Genomic DNA, 20,333 nt, shown 5'->3' with positions numbered 1-20,333 from the left:
GTAGCGCTCACGCCCCGGGCAGGGCGGGGGCGGCCGCGCGGCCGGAAGGGCCTGCGTCGAGCCGGACCCGCCGCCCGGGGCGTGAGCGCTACTTCTCCACGACGCCCGAGGAAGCGATCACGATCTTCGCGCGGGTGGTGCCCGACGACGAGCCCAGGGACTCGATCTTCTTCACCAGGTCCTCGCCCTCGACGACCTCGCCGAAGACGACGTGCTTGCCGTCCAGCCACGACGTGACCACCGTGGTGATGAAGAACTGCGAGCCGTTGGTGTTGCGGCCGGCGTTCGCCATGGACAGCAGGAACGGCTTGTCGTGCTTGAGCTTGAAGTTCTCGTCCGCGAACTTCTCGCCGTAGATGCTCTTGCCGCCGGTGCCGTCGCCGCGGGTGAAGTCACCGCCCTGGAGCATGAAGTCCGGGATGACGCGGTGGAAGCCGGAGCCCTCGTACCCGAAGCCGTGCTGACCGGTCGCCAGCTCGCGGAAGTTCTGCGCCGTCTTGGGGACGACGTCGTCGTACAGCTTGAAGACGATCCGGCCCGCGGCCTCGCCGTCGATGGTGATGTCGAAGAAAACGTTGGTAGACATGAGGGGAATCCTGTCACGTCACCGCGTCAGGTTCTGCAACCACCCTGGTGTCTCCCGGTGTCTCCCGGCGCCGTCGGCCCGGCGTCCGTACGCTGACCTGGTGCACACCGTGGAACTGCTGCCCGACGAAAAGACCGAGCGGGCCGTCCGCGACGTGTGGCGCCACCTGCTGGACGCCGGTCTGCCCAGCCAGGCCACCCACCGGCATCCGACGAACCGCCCCCACCTCACCCTCGTCACGGCCGACGGTCTGGGGCCGGAGGTACGCGTCCGGCTGAACCGGGCCCTCGCCGCCCTGCCGGTTCCGCTGCGGCTGGACGGGACGGTGCGGTTCACCGGCCGCAAGCACGTGCTGGCCTGGGCCGTCCGGCCCGACGAAGCCCTGCTGGAGCTGCACGAGACGGTGTGGCGGACGCTGCACGACGCCCCGGCCTGCGGGGCGCTGAACCCGATCCACGCCCCCGGGCGCTGGCGGCCGCACATCMCCCTCGCCCGTGCCCGCGACGCGGTGTGGCCGGAACCGGACGCCGAGCTGTTCTCCGGCGTGTCGGACGGTCCGGCGGGCGTCCTGGCGGGCTGCTGGGTGGGGGCACGTACGTACGACTCGGTGGTCCGCTCCACCGGCCCCCTGGGGCCGTGATCCGGCCGGGCCGCAGCCTCAGAGCGAGAAGATACGGGCGATGAAGAAGGCCGCCACGATCACGGCGCCGAGGACGATCAGATAGAGCCAGAAGCGGGGGTGCTCCCAGATCCCTCCGTCCGCGCGCTCCTCGTGCGGCTCGGCGGTGGAGCCCTCGACCGGGGGCGTCTCCTCTGGGGGCACGAGCGGATCTGTCATGCCTCCAGGCTGGTGCAGTTCCCCCGTCCGCGCATCCGCAGACCCGGCGGCCGGCGCAGCCGTGACCGCGGATGCTTGTGTTCCGTCACGGAATCCGGGAGGTGAGGCGGGCGAAGGGGTGGGTACTCGCGATCCGTACGACGCACGCAACATCTCGGGAGGTACCCCATGGGCAAGCTGGGCGACATGGCGAACAAGGCCAAGGAGATGGCGAAGGGCCACCCGGACCAGGCCGACAAGGGCGTCGAGGGCGCCGAGCGCCTGGTCGACGAGCGCACCGGTAACAAGTACGACGCCCAGACCGACAAGGCCGCCGACGCGGCACGCCGCTCCTACGGCCGCGGCGAGCCGACGCAGCGGTAGCTCCGCCCGCTCCTGGGCCGACGCCCGGTCACCCCGTCCCGTACGGGGTGACCGGGCGTCGGCGTGCGGACACGGGGCGGGGCCGGACCGCAGCGAGAGAGGCAGTGGGGGAGCGGTCAGCGGCGGCGCAGCATCATGACGACGAGCACGATGATGAGGATCACGACGATGGTGCCCAGGCTGATGTACATGGGTTCCACTTCCTTCCGGAACGGCGGCACCCCACCGGTGCCGCACCCATCCGTGTGCCCCCGTCGTGGCCGTTCAGCCTGGACGGGGATTGGTAACAGCTGTTACCGTGCCCGTATGGCGAAGACACAGCTGGGTGCACGGGTGGACGAGGACGTGGCGGAACTCGCGCGCAAGCGCGCCGCCGACCTGGGGATGAGCGTCGGGGACTACCTCGCCCGGCTCGTCCAGGACGACGCGAGCGGACTGCGCGCCCGGGGCGTGGAGGCGGCCGCCCGCTTCCTCGCCGACCACCAGGCCGTCTTCGACGAGGCGGAGGACGCCCAGCGGTCCGGCGAAGCCCAGAAGTCCGGGGAAGTGCGCGCCGCCTGATGGAACTGCACATCGACGTTCCCTGGATCCTGCAGGTCGCCGAAGCGGCCGGAGCGGACGATCCCGCGCCCGACGACTACGGCGTACCGGTCGCTGCGGTCGCCCGCCACCGGGCCGAACTGTTCGAACAGGCCGTCTACGGCGGCCCGTACGCCAAGGCCGCCGCGCTGGTGCACACGCTGGGCCGGTGCCGCTGGCTGGAGCGCTCCAACCTGGCCGTGGCCGCCGCGACCGGGGTGATGTACCTCGAAGCCGCCGGGATCTCCGTGAAGCCCGCGCGCGCGGACGCCGTCGCCCTCAAGGACCTGCTGCTCGACCCCGCCTGCACGGCCGGGGGGATCGCGGAGCTGCTGCGGACCTGGCCCACCGCGACCTGATCCGCGTACACCTGCCGTCCGATCCGCGTACGCCGGCCGTCCTGGTCCGCGTACACCGGCCGTCAGGGGACCGAGGGTGCGGGCGGGGTCCAGCGGTGGGTACGGGGGACCGTGCCCGCGACGCCGTACTCCTTCTTGAGCTGCTCGGGGATGGCGTAGTGCATGACGCGCCCCCGGGTGAGGGAGGACAGTTCGAGCACGGTGGTGAGGTGCCCGAGCCGGTCCAGCGCCCAGGCGCCGAGCGGTGAGCGGTCCTCGACGGTCTCCAGGACACCGAGCAGGTGCGGCACCGCCTTGACCACCGTGTCCCACGGGGTGCGCCGTACGTCGAGCCAGTCGGCGCAGGTGTCGCCGACGAGGTGACGGATCAGCGCGGAGACGATCGGGTCGAAGAAGGTCCCCGGCACGACCTCCTCGTACAGGTCGACGAGCTGCCGGGTCAGGTGCGCGCCCTCCGCCGAGGGGCCCATGTGCCGGATCATGTACAGGTCGAGGAAGGCGCGTGCCTCGTCGAGGGTTTCGGGGACGGCGTCCTGGTCGACGCCGAGCATGGCGCCGACCACGCGCCAGGCGTAGTAGTAGGCCTCCGCCCCCTCCGTCGACATGTGGATGCCCAGGCGGTGCAGGCTGTCCAGCACCAGCAGGGAGAAGAACATCTGCCCGCCGATCATGTCCTCCTGGCAGATCGGCGTGCCCAGCGCGGCGGTGTCCCACCGGTCCTCGCGCCTCAGGTGGTGGCGGATCGAGGCGTGCAGGAGGCGCACCTTCTGCGCTGCGGGAATGAAGCGGCTGCCGGCCTCGAAGGCGTCGGGCTGCATCAGGTGGACGGTGAACTGCCCCGTCTCCGCCATCCGTTTGGAGGGGTAGTCCAGCCCGTGGGTGGTGGACAGCAGCTTCGCCACGTGCGGGACGAGGTAGCAGGCGGGCATGGAGGCGAAGGACAGCGCGGTGGAGATGTGCACGTTGTTGTCGATGAAGAACAGCCGGGCCCGCTCCATCTCCGACCAGTCCACCCAGGCCGGTGGCGCGCTCGTGGCCCGGAGGTACTCCCGGGCGACGGCGGGCAGCCCGTCGGGCAGCGGGGAGCCGGCGGTGGACACGTACCGCATCAGGGTGTTGAACGTGCCGACCTCCCCGCGTTCGAAGAGGGTGGCGACCGTGGCGTCGGCGAGTTCGTCGCCTTCCTGGCGCAGGGCGTCCAGGGATCGTGCGGTGTAGGACATGGAAGTCTCCTGGTCGTTGCGGGGCCGCTGGTGGGGGCCTGTTGGTCCTGGAGGGCCGCCAGCGCCTCCTCGACCCGCGCGCTGATCATGTCCTCGATGCGGGCGGGGGAGTTGAGGCGGAGCATCGTCGCGCGGACCGCGTCCAGCGCCTCCGCGTCCGCGTCGCGCCGGCCCAGGAACGTGCGCAGCAGGGCCCGGTCGTCGTCGCCGGCCAGGCGCCAGGTCTCCGCGAGCAGGGCCGTGGGCCGGTGGCCGCGCAGGTCGTCGGCGTTGGCCTTGCCCGTCCGCCGCGGGTCCCCGAACAGGCCGAGCAGGTCGTCCCGCAGCTGGAACGCCTCCCCGAGCGGCAGCCCGTAGGCGGAGCAGCCCGCCCGCTGCCCGGCGTCGGCCCCGGCCAGCGCGCCACCGATCAGCAACGGCTGCTCGACCGTGTACTTGGCCGTCTTGTAGCGGATCACCTTCAGCGACGCCGAGGTGTCGAACCCGGCTCCGGTGCGCAAGATCTCCAGGCACTCGCCCGCGATCAGCTCGCGCGCCATCACCAGCCACAGCGGGCGGGCCCGGGACAGGTAGGCGGCGGGCAGCCCGCTCGTGGTGAACAGCTCCCCGGCCAGCGCCATCAGCAGGTCCCCGACCAGCATCGCCAGCGACCGTGCCGCGGCGCGGGTGCGCGGCCGGCGGCGGACGGCACCGCGCAGGGCCAGGTGCGCGGTGGGCCGGCCGTGGCGCAGGGGGCTGTCGTCGATGAGGTCGTCGTGCACGACCGCGGCGGCGTGCACCAGTTCCATCGACGCCGCCGCGCGGACCAGGGCGTCGCTGTCCGGCTGTCCCGTCGCGCGCCAGCCCCAGTAGCAGAACGCCGCCCGCAGCCGTTTGCCGTCCGCGACCGCCGCCTCCACCTGCTCGGCCACCGGGCCCAGGAGCGGATCGATCGCCGCGAACCGGTCGGCCTCCTCGGCGACGACCCGGTGCAGCACGGCGTCCACGCGGGTCTTGAACGCCGCCGGTTCCCACTGCTCAGACGTCATCGACGGCCTTCCGCGCCATGACGTGCCGGGCGAGGACCTCCAGATGGGCCGGGGGAGACCCCGCGTACCGGTCCAGTGCCAGCCGCCCGCGGGCCGCGAGGTCCCGCTCGGCCTCCGCGGCCAGCTCCGCGGTGTCGGAGCGGCGTAACAGTCCGCGCACCGCCCCCAGGGCCGAACCCACCGTGGTGAGCGTCAGATCGGCCAGCCCGGCGACCAGCAGCACCGCCTGACGGTCCGTACCCTCCCGCCGTCCCGCTTCCTGCGTCATCTCGTCTCCCCATGCCCTGCGCACCGGGGCGGGGTCGGGTCCCCGCCGTCCCCCTGAGCATCACGTCGCGCGGGACGCGGAACGGGAGGAACTCACGATCGGGTGATCACATCGCTCGACCGTACGGATCATGGACGAGGCCCCCCGTCCCCCGCGGCGAGGCGGTGGTGCGGGGCGTCGAACACCCGCTCGCACGGGCCGACGACTCATCACATAACCTCACCGATGGAGGACGTCGGATGCCCTGGCATCCGCTGTGAGGAGGCGATGGTGTTCACGAGGCGTACACGTGTGCTCATCGGCGCCCTGGGCGTGGCCTGCCTGGTGCTCCTCGGTCCCAGCGTGCCGAGCGGTTCCCTCTTCGGCGGCGGGTCGCTGTCCGTCGAGAAGCCGGTGGACGTCGTACCGAACCGCGTCATGACGTGGAACATCTGCAACCCCTGCGAGGAGAGCAACGCCAACCGGGCCGCGGAGATAGCCGCGGCCGCCCCCCAGGTCGTCGGCCTGCAGGAGGCGTGCGTACGGGACGTCGAGCGGATCCGGGACCACCTGCGCCACCGCTACGGTCTCGACTACCGGGTGGAGTACGGCACGGTCCTGCGCAACTGGGGCCGCTGCGGGGGACTGCCGTGGAGCCCGGGCGCCTACGGCCAGGCCGTCCTGTCGGCGGCCCCGATGACGGACGCCGTCGACGTCGAGTATCCCGACGGCGGGTCCGAGGACCGCGGGTACATGGCCGTCACCACCACGGTGGGCGGCCGGTCCGTGCGGGTCTTCAACACCCACCTCGCCGAACGGCGCCAGGAAGAGGTCCGGGCGGAGCAGGCCGGCGTGCTCGCCGCCGAGGTGGAACGGCACGAGCGCGCGATCGTCCTGGGCGACTTCAACGCCGTGCCCGACACCCCCGAACTCGCCCGGATGTGGACCCTGGCCGCGGACGCGGACCCCGATTGCCGTCCCTCGCCGACCGGTGACTGCGAGGTCACCACCGACTGGCAGAGCAAGTTCGACTACATCTTCCTGCGGGACGTCGCCGCGCTCGGGCACCGGGTGCACCCGACCCCGTACTCGGACCACCATCCGCTGCGCGCAGACCTGGACCTCGGGTGACGGACGGGCGCTACGATGGCGCCGCCCCTGTCGGCCGACGGGGGCGTGCGCCGGCGGGACCGTGAACCGTGGGAAGGGTGAAGCCGGTGGGGGCAGCATGATCGCGTACGACACCGGGGAGCGTGCGGTCCACGAGGCCGGTCACGGCGACCACCTGTGTCTGACGTTCACCGACGACGCCGAGCAGCGGCGGGTGGTCACCGCCTACCTCCTGGGCGGTCTGCGACGCGGTGAGCGGGTCATGTACTTCGCCGACCGGAACGAGCCCGAGCAGGTGCTGGACTGGCTGCGCCGGGCCGGAACGGACCCGGCACCCGCGCTGGCGGACGGCCGGCTCACCGTGACCACGGCCGACGACAGCTACCTCGCCGAGGGCCCCTTCGACCCCGACGCCATGGTCGCCGCCCTCCACCAGGAGGTCGCCGACTCGCTCCGGGCCGGCCACACCGGCTTCAGGGTCAGCGGCGAGATGGGCTGGGCCCTGCGGGACACGCCGGGCGCCGAGCGGCTGGGCGAGTACGAGACGAAGGTGAACGAGGTGTTCGCCGGGCGCCCCGCCTCGGCGATCTGCCAGTACGACGCCCGTCACTTCGACCCCGCCGCCCTGCACGACTTCGACCGGCGCCACTCCGGATCGGTGGAACAGGAACCCCTGTACAGCAGTTCCACGCTCCGGCTGGTGCCGTCGTTCCGCGACGGGCAACCGTCCCTGCGCGTGATCGGCGAGGTGGACCACCACTGCGCCCCGGCGCTGGCCGGCGCCCTGGAGGGCGCCCTGGACCGGCCGGGCGACATCGTCGTCGACATGAGCGGCCTGCAGTTCATCGACCTGGCCGGTGTGCGGGCCCTGGTGCGGACCGCGGAGCGGCTGCCCGCCGGACGGCACCTGCACGTCGTGGACCTGGAGCCGATGCTCGGCCACGTCCTGCACGTGGTCGGCTGGGACCAGGTCCCCACCCTGACCGTCACCGTGCGGGAGGTCCCGGCATGACGGCGCGGACGACGACGGACCCGGTGGACCCGGCGGCCCCGCGCCCGCACACCGGACCCGCACCGCTTCTGACGCACCAGGCGCTGCTCTACGACGGCGACGAGGCGTTCCTGTCCTCGACGGTGCCGTTCTGCCTCGACGGCCTGGACGCGGACGACGCCGTCCTCGCCGTGACCACCGAGGCCAACATCGCCCTGCTGCGCCAGGCGCTGGACGACGCGGCCCGGGAGGTCGAGTTCGTCGACGCTAAGGACTGGTACCGCACGCCCGGGCACACGCTGGGGGAGTACCACCGCTACGTGGACCGGCACACCGCCCACGGCCGGCACCGGCGGGTGCGGGTGATCGGCGAGCCGGTGTGGCACGGGCGCGACGCGCTGGAGATGTTCGAGTGGACCCGCTACGAGTCGGCGGTCAACCTCGCCTTCGCCGGCTGCCCGGCGTGGGTCGTGTGCCCCTACGACACCCGTACGCTGCCCGAGGACGTGGTGGCCGGCGCCCGGCGCACCCACCCCGAGCTGGTGGAGGGCGAGCCCGCCCGGACCAGTGAGCACTACGCCGCACCGGCCGACCGCCACGACTCCTGGCGGCGCCCGCTCGAACCGGTGCCCGCCGACGGCGAGCCGACTGTGACGGACTTCGGCACCGACCTGTCCGCGCTGCGGGCCTTCGTCACCCGGGCGGCCGGCACCCTGGGCGTCCACGGCGAGCAGGCGCGGCGCCTGGTGTTCGCCGTCAACGAGGTCGCCACCAACGCCCTCCGGCACGGCGGCGGCCGCGGGCAGGTCACGCTGCGGCGGTCCGGGCACCGCGTGGTGTGCGACGTCACCGACCCCGGCGACCTCCCGGGCCCGGACTGGTACCTGGGCTATCTGCCGCCCGACGCCGGGCAGCGCGACGGGCACGGTCTGTGGGCGGTGCGCCAGCTGTGCGACCTCGTGGAGGTCGACGCCGTCCCGGGCCGGACCACCGTGCGCCTGCACCTGGACCTGCCACCGTCGTCCGCGCCCGGGCGGTAGCCGCCGCCCGCGGCGCGGGACGGACGGTCAGCCGCCGCCGGTCAGGCCGTGCACGGTGACCAGCTCGGTGATGCCGGACACGGCCAGGACCGGCTCCAGCAGGGGCGTCGCGATGAGCTGGATGCGGTCGCTGTGCGCGAACAGCGTGCTCAGCCCGGCGCTGTCGAGGTACTCCACGCCGGTCAGGTCGACGACGAGCGGCCCCTCGATCCCGTCGAGGGCCTCGCCCAGAGCGGCGGTGTTGGTCGTGTCGATCTCACCGACGACCGTCAACAGCGCGCTGCCGTCCGGCTGTTGGCCGGGAATGAGAGTGAGCGGGGTGGTCATCAGGCGATCCTAGTGTGCATGGCGACGGTGGTCCCGGTGGTGTCTGCGGTGATGGTGACCTGCTGCATCAGCGCGTGCATCAGGCCGATCCCGCGCCCCCGGTGGGTGTTGAGGTGGGGCTGGGGCTTCTTCCACCGGCCGCTGTCGGCGACGGTCAGGTGCAGGGCGTCGACGAGGGCCTCGGCGCGCAGCCGCACGCTCTCGCCCGGGGCGTCGCGGTGTCCGTGTTCCACGGCGTTGGCACACGCCTCGCCCGCGGCGACCAGCACGCTCTGCACCGTCTGCGGCGACAGGTTGCACTGGGCCAGCCAGCTGCGCAGGGCCTTGCGGACCGGCGCCAGCTGCGAGGACTCGGCGGGGAAGGTCATCTCCAGCGGCGCCGGGTGCCGGTACAGCAGCAGCGCCACGTCGTCGTCGTAGCCGTTCAGCGGGGCCAGCCGTGCCATGACCTGGGTGGCGAGGTCGTCCACGGAGGCGTCGCGGCCGTTCCGGACGACCTCGCCGGCCTGGTCGATGCCGACGGTCAGGGGCCGGCGCCGGCGCTCGACGAGCCCGTCGGTGTACAGCAGGAGGGTGGCGCGGGCCGGGACGACGCAACTGGCTTCGGGACGGTGCCGGCCGGGGCGGACGGCCAGCGGGATGGAGCGCCCCTGTTCCAGGAGGGTGGTGGTGCCGTCCGGACGGGCGAGGATGCCCGGCGGATGCCCGGCGCTGGAGTACGTCAGCTCGCCGGTCTCGGGGTTCAGGACGCCGCAGAAGACGGTGGTGCACAGGGCGCCCGGGATGCCGGCCGCGAACTGGTCCAGCGCCATGAGCGTCTTGGCCGGACCGGCGTCCTGCAGCAGCAGGGCGCGGCAGGCGCTGCGCAGCTGCCCCATCACGGTGGCCGCCTGGAGGCCGTGCCCGACGCAGTCGCCGACGACGATGCCGATGCGCCCGTCGGTCAGGGTGACGGTGTCGTACCAGTCGCCGCCGACCTCCAGCGGACGGGTCGCGGGCTCGTAGCGGACGGCGAACCCCTCCGGCAGGTGGGAGGGGCCGAGGATGGCCCGCTGCAGCGCGATGGCGGTCTCGCGCTGCTGGTCGATCTGGTGCGCCCGCACCAGGGCCTGGGCGAGCTGCCCGGCCATCAGGGACAGCAGGAGCTGGTCCTCGTCGGTGAACGGGCGGTTCTCCCCGAGCCGGATGTGCAGCACCATCGGGCCCTCGGGGTGGTTCACGGTGATCCCGGTCCCGGTGGCGTCCGAGACGGCGGTGAGCGGGGGCCGCCCCAGCCAGGCGGTGAACTCCTCGCGCCGGTCGGCGGGCAGGTCCTGCCAGGTCAGGTCGGGGTCGGTGGACGTCACCTCGGGCTCCCGCCCCTCACGGCGCACCACGGCCAGCACGCGCTCGGCGTTCCACACGTCCCGCAGCTCGGTGAGGGCGCCCATGAGAGCCTCGGGCAGGCTGGTCGCCCGGTTGAGCCGCATGCCGAGCGCGGCCTGGGCGCTCTCGCGCTGGATGGCGTAGTGCTCGGCGGTGACGTCGCGGAAGGTGCCGACGATGACCTGACTGCCGGTGTCCGGGTCCCGGGCCTCGCTGAACATCGCGGTCACCCACAGCCGGTGCCCGTCCCGGTGGCTGACCGGGATGGTGTACGAGCCCCTGGCGTGCCCGGTGAGCAGGGAGAAGGCCGCGGCGACCTGGTCGTGGGCGACGGCGTCGTCGTCGGCGTCCGGCCACCAGGGGTGGATCGGCTGGTAGGGCAGCTCCTCCGGCCCGTAGCCGAGGATGTCGGTGAAGGCGGCGTTGATCTCGATGACGGCGCCGTTCTCGTCGCAGACGAAGAACGCCTCCTGCAGGGAGTCCACCAGGGCGGCCCGCCAGCGTGCCTGATGGTTGCGCAGCCGCGCCAGCTCCATGTTGGCCCGCACCCTGGCCAGCAGTTCCGCCGCGGCGAAGGGCTTCACCAGGTAGTCGTCCGCGCCCGCGTGGAGCCCCTCGATGGAGGCCTCCTGCCCGGCCCGGGCCGACAGGAGCAGCACGGGCACGGAGGCGGTGCGCGTGTCCTCGCGCAGTCTGCCCACCAGGGACAGGCCGTCCAGCTCCGGCATCATGACGTCGCTGACCACGAGGTCGGGTGCCTGGGCGCGGACGGCCTCCAGGGCCTGCGCGCCGTCCTCGACGGTGTCGACCCGGTACCCGGCCCCGGTCAGGATGCGCGTGAGGTAGTCCCGCATGTCGGCGTTGTCGTCGGCCACCAGCACCCGCGCCGCCACGTCCGGCAGGACGGAGAGGTCCGCGGACGGGTCCGTGCCGAGGTGCGGCACCGGGGGCCGCCCCTCGTCGTCGGGCAGCCAGCGCAGTGCTTCCTGCAGATAGGTGTTGGCCGAGGAGGGCGCACGGGTGTCCCGGAGCGGCGCCACCGACTCCGGGGGCAGGTGGTCCGTGCCGAAGGGCAGCCGGATGGTGAAGCGGGTGCCCTCGCCCTCGACGCTGTCGGCGGTGATGGTGCCGCCGTGCAGGCCGATGAGCTCCTTGACCAGGGCGAGGCCGATGCCGCTGCCCTCGTTGGAGCGGGAGCGGGCGTTCTCGATGCGGTGGAAGCGCTCGAAGAGGCGGGGCACCTCGTCGGCCGCCACACCGATGCCGGTGTCGGCGATCGTCACCACCGCGTGGCCGGCCTCGGCGCCCACGGTGACGCGGACGCTGCCCTCGAAGGTGAACTTCAGCGCGTTGCTCAGCAGGTTGAGGACCACCTTCTCCCACATGCCGCGGTCCAGGAAGACCGGCTCGGCCAGCGGCGGGCAGTCGACGTCGTAGGCGAGGCCGGCCTTCTCCACGGCCGAGCGGAAGACGCTGGCCAGCTCGGCGGTGAGGAGGGACAGGTCGACCGGCTCGTAGGTGGCCTGCATCCGGCCCGCCTCGATGCGGGAGAAGTCCAGCAGGGTGTTGACCAGCTTGCCCAGCCGCAGGCCGTTGCGGTGGGCGACCTCCAGCTCCTCCCGCACCCGCGGGTCGCCGTCCGCGAACTCGGTGCGCAGCTCGTCCAGCGGTCCCATGATCAGCGTCAGGGGGGTGCGGAACTCGTGGCTGATGTTGGAGAAGAAGGTCGTCTTGGCGCGGTCGAGCTCCGCCAGCTCCTCCGCCCTGCGCTGCTGTGCCTCGTAGCTGCGGGCGCTCGCGATGCCCGCCGAGATGTGCCCGGCGAGCAGCTCCAGGAAGCCGCGGTAGCCGTCGTCCAGGACGCGGAAGGGGTTGAGTCCGGCCACGAGGAACCCGTACGGCGTGTCGCCCTGCTGCAGCAGCGGCATCACCAGGGCCTGCTCGGGCGGCCGCACCCAGCCGCCGACCGGCAGACCGGTGAACGGGGCCCCCTCCAGCGGTACCAGCAGGGATTCGCCGTCGGACGCCGCGGTCACGGGCCAGACGCCGCCCCCGGGCGGCAGGACGGCCGGGGCGGCGGGGTGGTCGGCGGACATGCCGTTGCTGCCCCGCAGCCGCGCGGAACCGTCCGGCTGGAAGAGGTAGGTCAGGGTGAAGGGCAGGTCCTGCGGGTTGCGGCTCAGCTGCTGGTCGGCGAAGGCCAGGATCTCCTGCTCGGTGCGGACCACGCTGGGGTCGGAGCCGAGGTCGCGCAGGGTGGTCATACGGCGTTCGCCGATGACCCGCTCGGTCTCCTCGCTCACCACGCACAGCATGCCGACCACCGCGCCGTCGTCGTCGCGCAGCGGGCTGTAGGAGAAGGTGTGGTAGCTCTCCTCGGAGTACCCGGACCGTTCCAGGAACAGCAGCAGGGCCTCGTCCCAGGTGGCCTCGCCCGTGGTCATCACGGTGCTGATACGGGGGCCGATGTCGTCCCAGATCTCCGCCCAGACCTCGCTCGCGGGCCGCCCCAGCGCCCACGGGTACTTCTGGCCGAGCGTGTCGCGCCGGTAGGCGGCGTTGCAGAAGAAGGTCAGTTCCTCGCCCCACGCCATCCACATGGAGAACCGGGACGACAGCAGGATGCTCACCGCCGTCTGGAGGCTCTGCGGCCACCGGTCCGGGGGACCGAGCGGAGTCCGTGACCAGTCCACCCGCGCGAGGTCGGGTCCGACCTCCGCGTCGGCGGCGAACACACCGGACCCGGCGCCCACGGCGCGCTCGTCGTCGGTGTCGTGCGAAGGCACCACCGGACTCCCTTTCTTCCGTCGCGTCCCTTCGCACGTACCCGCCGGGCGGCACGTCAGCCGTACCGGGGCGGAGAATGCGCGACACGGCCGACGCGCGTTGATCACACGGGGCAGGGTAGTCGACCCGAACGACTTCGTAGGATAAGCCAGTCGGCCGGGACTCCATCATTCGGGCGGAGCACCGTACCGGACAGCAGGGGGAGCGGAACGCAGATGACGACGACTCCGTCGGAGGTCTCTCCGACGCGGCGGGTCGACGAGGAGGCGCGGCTCGCCGCGGTCCACCGGTACCGCGCCCTCGCCGCCCCGCGGGACGGCACGTTCGACCGGATCGCCTCCCTGGCCGCCCGCGTCCTCGACGCGCCCATGGCCACGGTGACCTTCGTCGGCTCCGACCGCGTCTGGTCCGAGGCCGTCCACGGACCGCTCGGCACCGCGCCGACCGCCCCGGTCCCGGGCCTGTGCGCGTCCGCCGTCCTGCAGGACGAGCCCTACGTGGTCACCGACGCGCGGTCCGATCCCCGCACGCAGGGCCACCCGCTCGTCGAGGGGGAGCCCGGCGTCCGCTTCTACGCGGCCGCCCCCCTCGTCACCCCCGACGGCCTGCGCCTGGGCACGGTCGACGTCCTCGACACCGTGCCGCGCCGGCCGACCGGCGCCCAGCTGGACTCCCTGCGGGACCTGGCCGCCCTCGTCATGGACGAACTCGGACTGCGGCTGTCGGCCGTCCGCACCATCGCCGCCGAACGCGAACGGCGCACCGAGGCCGAACGCCTGGCCCGCGCCCTGCAGCGCACCCTGCTGCCGCCGACCCTGCCGCAGGTGCCGGGCCTGCGGGCGGCGGCCGCCTACCACACGGCCTCGCCGTACGAGGTGGGCGGCGACTTCTACGACCTGTTCCCCCTCGACGACGGCCGGTGGGCCTTCTTCATGGGCGACGTCTGCGGCAAGGGCGCGGACGCCGCCGCGCTGACCTCCCTGACCCGGTACACCCTGCGCGCCGCCGCCATCTACGACCCCGATCCGTGTGCCGCGCTGGCCAACCTCGACCTGGTGCTCAAGGGCGAGTACCAGGGCAGCGACCCCCGGTACTGCACGGCGGTCTTCGGCGTGCTCCAGCCGGTGGCCGACGGCTCCTTCACCGTCACCCTGGCCGGCGGCGGCCACCCCCCGGCGCTCGCCCTGCGCGCGGACGGCACCGTCCGGCCGATCTCCACCATGGGCGGACAGCTCATCGGCATGCTGCCCGCCCCCAGGTTCGTCCGGGCCACCACCACCCTGTCCCCGGGTGAGAGCCTCCTGCTCTACACGGACGGTCTCACCGAGGCCCGGCTGCCCGACGGCTCCCTGCTGGGCGAGGACGGCCTGGCCCGCCACCTCACCGCCGGCGCCGCGGCCCGCGCCACGACCGAGCCGGAGCGCGCCCTGCTGGGCTGCGTCCAGGCATTACTGGACGATCTGGGTGAAGGCGTCAGCGACGACACCGCCCTCATGGCCCTTTCCGTACCCGCACCCCCCGCACCCCCCCGAGGAGAACAGGTGACCGAGCCCGAACGCCTGCTGACCGTCATCCCGCGCCACGTGGCCTCAGGAGCCTTCCTCCTGGAAGTGGCGGGCGAACTGGACCACCACACCTCCGGCGTCCTGACGGAGGCCGTCAACGAGGCGCCGTTCGACGACGAGAACGTCATCATCGACCTGTCGGGGATGACCTACTGCGACTCCACCGGGATCTCGGTGCTCATCACCGCGTACAACCGGTCCCTCGCCGTCGGTTCGCAGCTCACCCTGACCGGTGTCAGCCCGGAGCAGATGCGCATCTTCGAGCTGATCGGCCTCGACCAGGTCTTCGTCTTCTACGCCAGCTCGGAGGAGGCGGTCTCCGCCCTGCAGCGGAGAGCGTGACCGCTTCCCCGCGACAGCGGCCGTGACGGTGGTGACCACGGGCCGGCGCCCCGTCCGGCCCGGTCGCACCCGCGGGCGCGAGGTCCCCGCCGGTCCCGGGCGAGCCCCGCCGGCGCCGTCGGGACGTGCAAGACACGAAGGCGCGGCGGGCCCGTTCCGCCGTCACCGGCCTCCCGTGTTCAATCTATTGACACGTGCATTACAGAAGCTTTACGTTTCGGCCATCTGAGAGCGCTCTCAGACACCCCACGTGAGACTTGAGGTGTCGCATGGCATCCCCCCGCACCAGACCCGCAGCAGTACTGCTGCTGACCTCGGCCCTCGTCGCCGTCGGTCTCGGCCCGGCCGCCCTGCCGGCGGCCGCCGCCACCGTCCCCGTAGGCTCCGGCAGCTACTCGGACACCCGGCCCGCCGGTACGTCGGGCCCCACCACCAACACCGGGGCGCCGGTCACGCCGAAGGTGACCGCCGCCGCCAAGGACCGGCCCGTCCCCACCAACGACTGGTGGTCCTCCCTCGCCTTCCAGCGCTACGGCGACAACCCGTACTCGACGCCCATGTACGGGCACCCCCTCACCTACCAGGCCGCGGCCGGCGGGCTCGACGTCGGCTACCCGACGAGCGCCGCGATCGTCGGCGACGGCCGCCAGTACGAGTACGCCCACAAGCGCGACCTCACCATCGGGCTGACCGGCCTCAACTCGCCCGACACGAAGGCCGACAGCTGGTCCGACTGGACGGTCACCCCCCTGTGGTCCGACGGCACCCGCACCCTGCGCACCACCATCGGCCACGGCTCCCCGTTCGTATACGCCAAGGGCTCGGGCGGCGACGCCCGGATCACCACCGCCGCCGCGCCCGCCGTCTTCGCCGACCAGGGCAACGTCCTCGGCATCACCGTCGCCGGGCACCACTACGCCCTCTTCGCGCCGACCGGCAGCGACTGGAACGTCTCCGGTTCCACCGTCACCGCGGGGCTCGGCTCCAAGGACTACTTCTCCGTCGCCGTGCTGCCGTCCACCGACGCGCTCGCGACGTTCAAGAAGTACGCCTACAGCTTCGTCACCGACTCCAAGGCGACCTGGAGCTACACCGGGGGCACCGTCAAGGCGACCTACACCCTGACCACCGAGGCGAAGGAGGGCACCGAGCGCGGCACGCTCCAGGCCCTCTACCGCCACCAGTGGCTGAACACCACGGACGCGCTCACCCCGTACACCTACGTCTCGCCGCGCGGCACCATGAAGGTCCGCGAGTCGGCCTCCTTCACCACGAGCCAGAAGGCGTCCGCGGTGCTGCCCGGGCTGCCGAAGTCCAGCGGCGTGGACACGGCCCGGCTGCGCGGCTACCTGAACGAGGTCGTGAACGCCTCCGACCCGTTCTCCGGCGCCACCGACACCTACTGGACCGGCAAGGCCCTCGGCCGGCTCGCCCAGCTCGTGCCCGTCGCCGACCAGATCGGCGAGACCGGCACCCGCGACAAGCTCCTCGGCCTGCTCAAGGGCAAGCTCCAGGAGTGGTTCACGGCGGGCGGCGCGAACGAGTTCAGCTACGACAAGGACTGGAAGACGCTCACCGGCTACCCCGCGTCCTACGGCAGCGACACCGAGCTGAACGACCACCACTTCCACTACAGCTACTACGTGTACGCTGCGGCGATCGTCGCCCAGTACGACCAGGCGTGGGCCGCCGACTCCGCCTGGGGCGGCATGGTCAAGACCCTCGTACGGGACACCGCCAACCCCAGCCGCACCGACACCGCCTTCCCGTTCCTGCGCGGCTTCGACGTCTACGCGGGCCACAGCTGGGCCTCCGGACACCAGGGCTTCGCCGCGGGCAACAACCAGGAGTCGTCCTCGGAGTCCACCAACCTCAGCGCGGCGCTCGTCCTGTGGGGCTCCGCGACCGGCGACACCTCGCTGCGCGACCTCGGCACCTTCCTGCTGACCACCGAGTCGGAGGCGATCGCCCAGTACTGGTTCGACGCCGACGAGCAGGTCTTCCCCTCCTCGTTCACCAAGGACACGGCCGGCATGGTGTGGGGCAGCGGCGCCGCGTACTCCACCTGGTGGACCGCCAACCCCGAGGAGATCCACGGCATCAACGTCCTTCCCGTGACCGGCGGGTCGCTGCACCTCGGCGGCGAGAAGGCCGCCATCCGGCGCAACCTGGCCGAGATGGAACGGGAGAACGGCGGCCCGGCCGTCGAATGGCGGGACATCCTCTGGGAGTTCCAGTCCCTCGCCGACCCGGGCACGGCGAAGTCCAAGTGGGACGCGGGCAACGCCGGCTACACCCCGGAGCAGGGCGAGTCGAAGGCGCACACCTACCACTGGATCGGCACCCTCGACGCCCTCGGCGCCCCGGACGCCACCGTCACCGGTGACATCCCCACCTCCGCCGTCTTCACCAAGGGGACCGCCCGGACGTACGCGGCCCACAACTTCGGGTCGACCGCCCGCACCGTCACCTTCTCCGACGGCAAGACCCTCGCCGTGCCCGCCCGGTCCACCGCGACCGGCACCGGGACCGGTTCGGGGGAGCCCGACCCCGACCCGGACCCGCCGACCGGCAACACCTTCCAGCTGCGCACCGGCGGCACGCTGACCACGGCGACCGGCGGCACGGCGGGCAGCGACACCATCGCCTCCGGCGGGGGCGCCAACCACGACGGCACCCCGTACCAGCCCCTGGTCTACGAGGTCCGCGGCGTCAACGGCACGTTCACCTCGGGCGGCCAGAGCGCCTTCCGGCTCCAGGTGGACGCGGGCACCTCGGTCGGCCTCGGCCAGCAGGCCCGGATCAGCTACGACTTCACCGGCAACGGCAGCTTCGACCGCACCGAGACGTACAACTACTTCGCGACCGACCCGGTCGCCGGGTGGGAGGAGTACTCGCAGGCGCGCGGCCTCAAATCGTCCACGGGAACACCGGCCGACCTGGTCGGCGGCACCGTGCGGCTGGAGGTGTGGAGCGCCATCGGCAACGGCACGTCGCGACTGCAGACGGGCACGGACAAGTCGGTGCTGGTGATTCCCTACAGCTGAACCGGCGCTGGCTGAACCGGCGCTGGTCGGACCGGCTCCGGCCGGAGCCGGTCCGACCGGACCGGCGAGAGCCTGCGGCGGGCAGGGGCCCCGCGCCCCCGCCGGAGGCGATGGTGTCGCTGCCCGCCGTGCCGCCGGTCGCCGTGGTCAGCGTGCCGCCGGTGCGCAGCTGGAAGGTGTTGCCGGTCGGCGGGTCCGGGTCCGAGCGACGACGACCCTGTGGCGCCCCACCGGACCCGTGGAACTGGACCTGGTCCGGGAGCTGGACTGGCGTGCGTGGCCGCCCCGGCTGCCCGAGCAGCCGATCTTCTACCTGGTCCTCGACGAGGACTACGCGATCAAAATCGCACGGGACTGGAACGTGAAGCACGACGGGGCCGGTTTCGTCACCCGTTTCGAGATCGAAACGGCCTTCGTGAGCCGGTATCCCGTCCGGCAGGCGGGTGGCCGGACCATTCTGGAACTCTGGGTTCCGGCTGAGGAACTGGACGACTTCAACGCCCACATCGTGGGCGTGATCCAGGTGGTCCACGAGTTCCGCTGAACGAGGACGGCCATGTGGTCCCGCGCACATCCTCAAGGAATGCGCCCGATGCGATCCGGCCGAAGTCGCGCCGCGGCGGGCCGGTTCCCGAGCATGCCGGGGACCGGCCGCAGGGCCGCACGATGATCGGTCCCACGCGTCCGGACGCTATTTGAACGCCATATTCCACTTTTCTTGACTCCTATTTCAAGGAGCGCCGCGGGCAATCCCCCCGCAGGTCAAAGGAGTTGTCGCCCGCGTACGCCCAACAGGAGGCGCGCCTTCGGCGCATGCGCCTGTTTAGGCATCTGCTGCCGGGGCACGCGTGGTGGCGGTGAAGCAAGCGCGGGCATCCCCGACAGGCTTGTTTCAAGCTGCACCCAGACAATGCGCAGCGGCTTGCCGATATACCCTGCTTTCGACTTCAGGGGGTTGCCCCCGCACGGCGCACGATGAAGACTGTCGCCCGGTCCGGCCGGTCGAAGTCGCATACGCACAGACGCGAGGAAAGCTGCCGCACCACGAATGCGCGGCACGTCCACCGGAGATCTGTGATGTCTGTCGAGTGCACGAGACGAGTACTCCGGTCGTCCGGAGGACGATTACTTCGCATGTCCGGAAAAGGACGTCGAGCCTACGCGGTACGCGCGTTCCGCACGGAGGAGACCAGGTGACCGGCAACGCATCGAAAGAGGCGCACTTACCCTTCGACGCGCTCAGCGATCGATGGAAGTCCTTACGCGCAAGGAGACCGATCCATTACGACGAACGCCAGGGCGCGTGGCAGGCGGTGGATTACCGGTCGGTGTCCGCGATATTGGCGGACCCGGCCACGTATTCATCCGACTTTTCCTCCGTCGGCCCCACACAGGAAGACTTCGAGGTCTTCCGCAAGGGAAATTTCGTCGGTATGGACCCGCCGGAGCACCGTGAACTCCGCACCCTGGTGAGCCAGGCATTCACCCCCCGCGTGGTGAACGGATTGGGACCGCGCATCGAAACGGTGTGCGGCCGGCTGCTGGACGACGTGGCGGACCGCGACCGATTCGATCTGGTCGACTCCCTCGCCTACCCGCTGCCGATCATCGTCATCGCGGAACTGCTCGGCATCCCGGCGTCCGACCACACCCTGTTCCAGGAGTGGGCGGCGACCCTCTTCGGCGGCGACGAACTCGGCGAAGCGCCCGGCATGGACGACCTGGAACGCGCACTGAATGCCATCGCCCCGACCGTACGGGAGATGAACGGCTACGTCCTGGACCATATCCGCCGGTGCCGGGAGCGCCCCGGCGACGACCTCACCAGCAAGCTGCTGGCCGCCGAGGTGGACGGGGTCAGGCTGGAGGACCAGGAGATCGTCGGCTTCGTCGCCCTGCTGCTCGTCGCCGGGCACATCACCACCACGGCGCTGCTCGGCAACGCCGTCGTCACCTTCGACCGGCACCCCGGCACGCTGTCCGCCCTGCGCGCCGACCCGGACCTGCTCCCCGACGCCGTCGAGGAGGTTCTGCGCTGGCTTCCCCCCTTCGCGGAACTCGGCCGGCGCACCACGCGCGACGTGGTGATCGGCGAGCAGGAGATCCCCGCGGGCTCGATGGTGGTGGCCCACCTGGGCGCCGCCAACCGCGACCCGGAACGCTTCGGGGCGCCGGACGTCTTCGACCCGGCGCGCCGGCCCAACCCCCATCTGACCTTCGGCCACGGCATCCACTTCTGCTTCGGCGCGCCCCTGGCCCGCCTGGAGGCGCGCATCGCGCTGCGGATGCTGCTTGAACGTTTCTCCGGTCTGGGTGTCCCCGCCTACGCCGACGTCACGTTCCAGAACCCGGCCGTCATCGTCGGCGTACGGCACCTACCGGTCGACGTCACCAGGCGCTAGCGAGCACGAACGCACCACCCGCACCGATGCGTCGGGCCGTTCCGCTCATCCCCACCGGCCCCTCGTGTCACGTTCATGGACCGCAGTCACCAGGAGTCCCCTTCACATGCCGTACCCCACCCGCATGCCGTATC

Annotated in this window: 18 protein-coding genes; 11 read left to right on the top strand and 7 right to left on the bottom strand. The window is 72.0% G+C overall.

What is annotated here, in order from left to right; translation table 11 throughout:
- Window positions 1-88 precede the first annotated feature (88 nt).
- Window positions 89-586, bottom strand: coding sequence for a peptidylprolyl isomerase (locus FGF04_RS07100; protein WP_149510394.1), 498 nt, complete (start codon window positions 584-586; stop codon window positions 89-91).
- A 100-nt stretch (window positions 587-686) separates the two neighbouring features.
- On the opposite strand from FGF04_RS07100, the gene FGF04_RS07095 reads away from it, so the two are divergent.
- Window positions 687-1,226 (top strand): 2'-5' RNA ligase family protein, encoded by a 540-nt coding sequence (locus FGF04_RS07095; protein ID WP_149510393.1) that lies wholly within the window; start codon window positions 687-689, stop codon window positions 1,224-1,226.
- Between the two features lie 18 nt (window positions 1,227-1,244).
- Here the strand turns inward: FGF04_RS07095 and FGF04_RS07090 are convergent, their stop codons facing one another.
- Window positions 1,245-1,424: a DUF6480 family protein gene (locus FGF04_RS07090; RefSeq protein WP_149510392.1), complete on the bottom strand. Its 180-nt coding sequence runs from the start codon at window positions 1,422-1,424 to the stop codon at window positions 1,245-1,247.
- Between the two features lie 168 nt (window positions 1,425-1,592).
- Between FGF04_RS07090 and FGF04_RS07085 the strand changes: the two genes are divergently transcribed.
- The 3 genes from FGF04_RS07085 (at window position 1,593) to FGF04_RS07075 (ending at window position 2,725) form a co-directional block, all read left to right on the top strand.
- Window positions 1,593-1,787, top strand: a complete 195-nt coding sequence (locus FGF04_RS07085) for an antitoxin (RefSeq protein WP_149510391.1) — start codon at window positions 1,593-1,595, stop codon at window positions 1,785-1,787.
- 306 nt (window positions 1,788-2,093) lie between these two features.
- Window positions 2,094-2,348, top strand: coding sequence for a hypothetical protein (locus FGF04_RS07080; protein ID WP_149510390.1), 255 nt, complete (start codon window positions 2,094-2,096; stop codon window positions 2,346-2,348).
- The gene (locus FGF04_RS07075; RefSeq protein WP_149510389.1) at window positions 2,348-2,725 is read left to right on the top strand and encodes a fic family toxin-antitoxin system, toxin component; all 378 of its coding nucleotides are present in this window, start codon (window positions 2,348-2,350) and stop codon (window positions 2,723-2,725) included. The genes FGF04_RS07080 and FGF04_RS07075 overlap by 1 nt, the downstream gene beginning before the upstream one ends.
- 62 nt (window positions 2,726-2,787) lie before the next feature.
- Here FGF04_RS07075 and FGF04_RS07070 read toward each other — a convergent pair whose 3' ends face one another.
- The 3 genes from FGF04_RS07070 to FGF04_RS07060 are packed head-to-tail and all read right to left on the bottom strand — an operon-like array spanning window position 2,788 to window position 5,244.
- Window positions 2,788-3,948, bottom strand: coding sequence for an oxygenase MpaB family protein (locus tag FGF04_RS07070; protein WP_149510388.1), 1,161 nt, complete (start codon window positions 3,946-3,948; stop codon window positions 2,788-2,790).
- Window positions 3,834-4,976 (bottom strand): polyprenyl synthetase family protein, encoded by a 1,143-nt coding sequence (locus tag FGF04_RS07065; RefSeq protein WP_149510387.1) that lies wholly within the window; start codon window positions 4,974-4,976, stop codon window positions 3,834-3,836. Before FGF04_RS07065 ends, FGF04_RS07070 begins: the two co-directional genes overlap by 115 nt.
- Window positions 4,966-5,244: a polyprenyl synthetase gene (locus tag FGF04_RS07060; protein WP_149510386.1), complete on the bottom strand. Its 279-nt coding sequence runs from the start codon at window positions 5,242-5,244 to the stop codon at window positions 4,966-4,968. Before FGF04_RS07060 ends, FGF04_RS07065 begins: the two co-directional genes overlap by 11 nt.
- A gap of 267 nt (window positions 5,245-5,511) precedes the next feature.
- Between FGF04_RS07060 and FGF04_RS07055 the strand changes: the two genes are divergently transcribed.
- The 3 genes from FGF04_RS07055 (at window position 5,512) to FGF04_RS07045 (ending at window position 8,364) form a co-directional block, all read left to right on the top strand.
- Window positions 5,512-6,354: an endonuclease/exonuclease/phosphatase family protein gene (locus tag FGF04_RS07055; protein WP_149510385.1), complete on the top strand. Its 843-nt coding sequence runs from the start codon at window positions 5,512-5,514 to the stop codon at window positions 6,352-6,354.
- A 97-nt stretch (window positions 6,355-6,451) separates the two neighbouring features.
- Window positions 6,452-7,345, top strand: a complete 894-nt coding sequence (locus FGF04_RS07050; RefSeq protein ID WP_149510384.1) for an MEDS domain-containing protein — start codon at window positions 6,452-6,454, stop codon at window positions 7,343-7,345.
- The gene (locus FGF04_RS07045; protein WP_149510383.1) at window positions 7,342-8,364 is read left to right on the top strand and encodes a sensor histidine kinase; all 1,023 of its coding nucleotides are present in this window, start codon (window positions 7,342-7,344) and stop codon (window positions 8,362-8,364) included. The genes FGF04_RS07050 and FGF04_RS07045 overlap by 4 nt, the downstream gene beginning before the upstream one ends.
- Window positions 8,365-8,391: 27 nt before the next feature.
- Here the strand turns inward: FGF04_RS07045 and FGF04_RS07040 are convergent, their stop codons facing one another.
- On the bottom strand, window positions 8,392-8,691 hold the full coding sequence (locus FGF04_RS07040) for an STAS domain-containing protein (protein ID WP_149510382.1): 300 nt from the start codon (window positions 8,689-8,691) through the stop codon (window positions 8,392-8,394).
- A complete protein-coding gene (locus FGF04_RS07035) occupies window positions 8,691-12,656 on the bottom strand; it encodes a SpoIIE family protein phosphatase (RefSeq protein ID WP_235882225.1) in 3,966 nt (1,321 codons plus the stop codon). The genes FGF04_RS07040 and FGF04_RS07035 overlap by 1 nt, the downstream gene beginning before the upstream one ends.
- A 402-nt stretch (window positions 12,657-13,058) precedes the next feature.
- Here FGF04_RS07035 and FGF04_RS07030 point away from each other — a divergent pair, with 402 nt between their 5' ends.
- From FGF04_RS07030 to FGF04_RS07015, 4 genes are all read left to right on the top strand, one after another.
- Window positions 13,059-14,750 carry an anti-sigma factor antagonist gene (locus FGF04_RS07030; protein WP_149510381.1) on the top strand — a complete coding sequence of 564 codons (1,692 nt, stop codon included), beginning with the start codon at window positions 13,059-13,061 and terminating at the stop codon, window positions 14,748-14,750.
- 269 nt (window positions 14,751-15,019) lie between these two features.
- Window positions 15,020-17,797, top strand: coding sequence for a glycosyl hydrolase (locus FGF04_RS07025; protein WP_149510380.1), 2,778 nt, complete (start codon window positions 15,020-15,022; stop codon window positions 17,795-17,797).
- A 169-nt stretch (window positions 17,798-17,966) separates the two neighbouring features.
- Window positions 17,967-18,341: a hypothetical protein gene (locus FGF04_RS07020; protein ID WP_149510406.1), complete on the top strand. Its 375-nt coding sequence runs from the start codon at window positions 17,967-17,969 to the stop codon at window positions 18,339-18,341.
- Window positions 18,342-19,125: 784 nt separating this feature from the next.
- Window positions 19,126-20,199: a cytochrome P450 gene (locus FGF04_RS07015; protein WP_328596277.1), complete on the top strand. Its 1,074-nt coding sequence runs from the start codon at window positions 19,126-19,128 to the stop codon at window positions 20,197-20,199.
- Window positions 20,200-20,333 lie beyond the last annotated feature (134 nt).

Origin of the sequence: Streptomyces apricus, assembly GCF_008369065.1 — a bacterium.
GTDB lineage: Bacteria > Actinomycetota > Actinomycetes > Streptomycetales > Streptomycetaceae > Streptomyces > Streptomyces apricus.
This window is presented reverse-complemented; position numbering and strand designations above follow the sequence as displayed.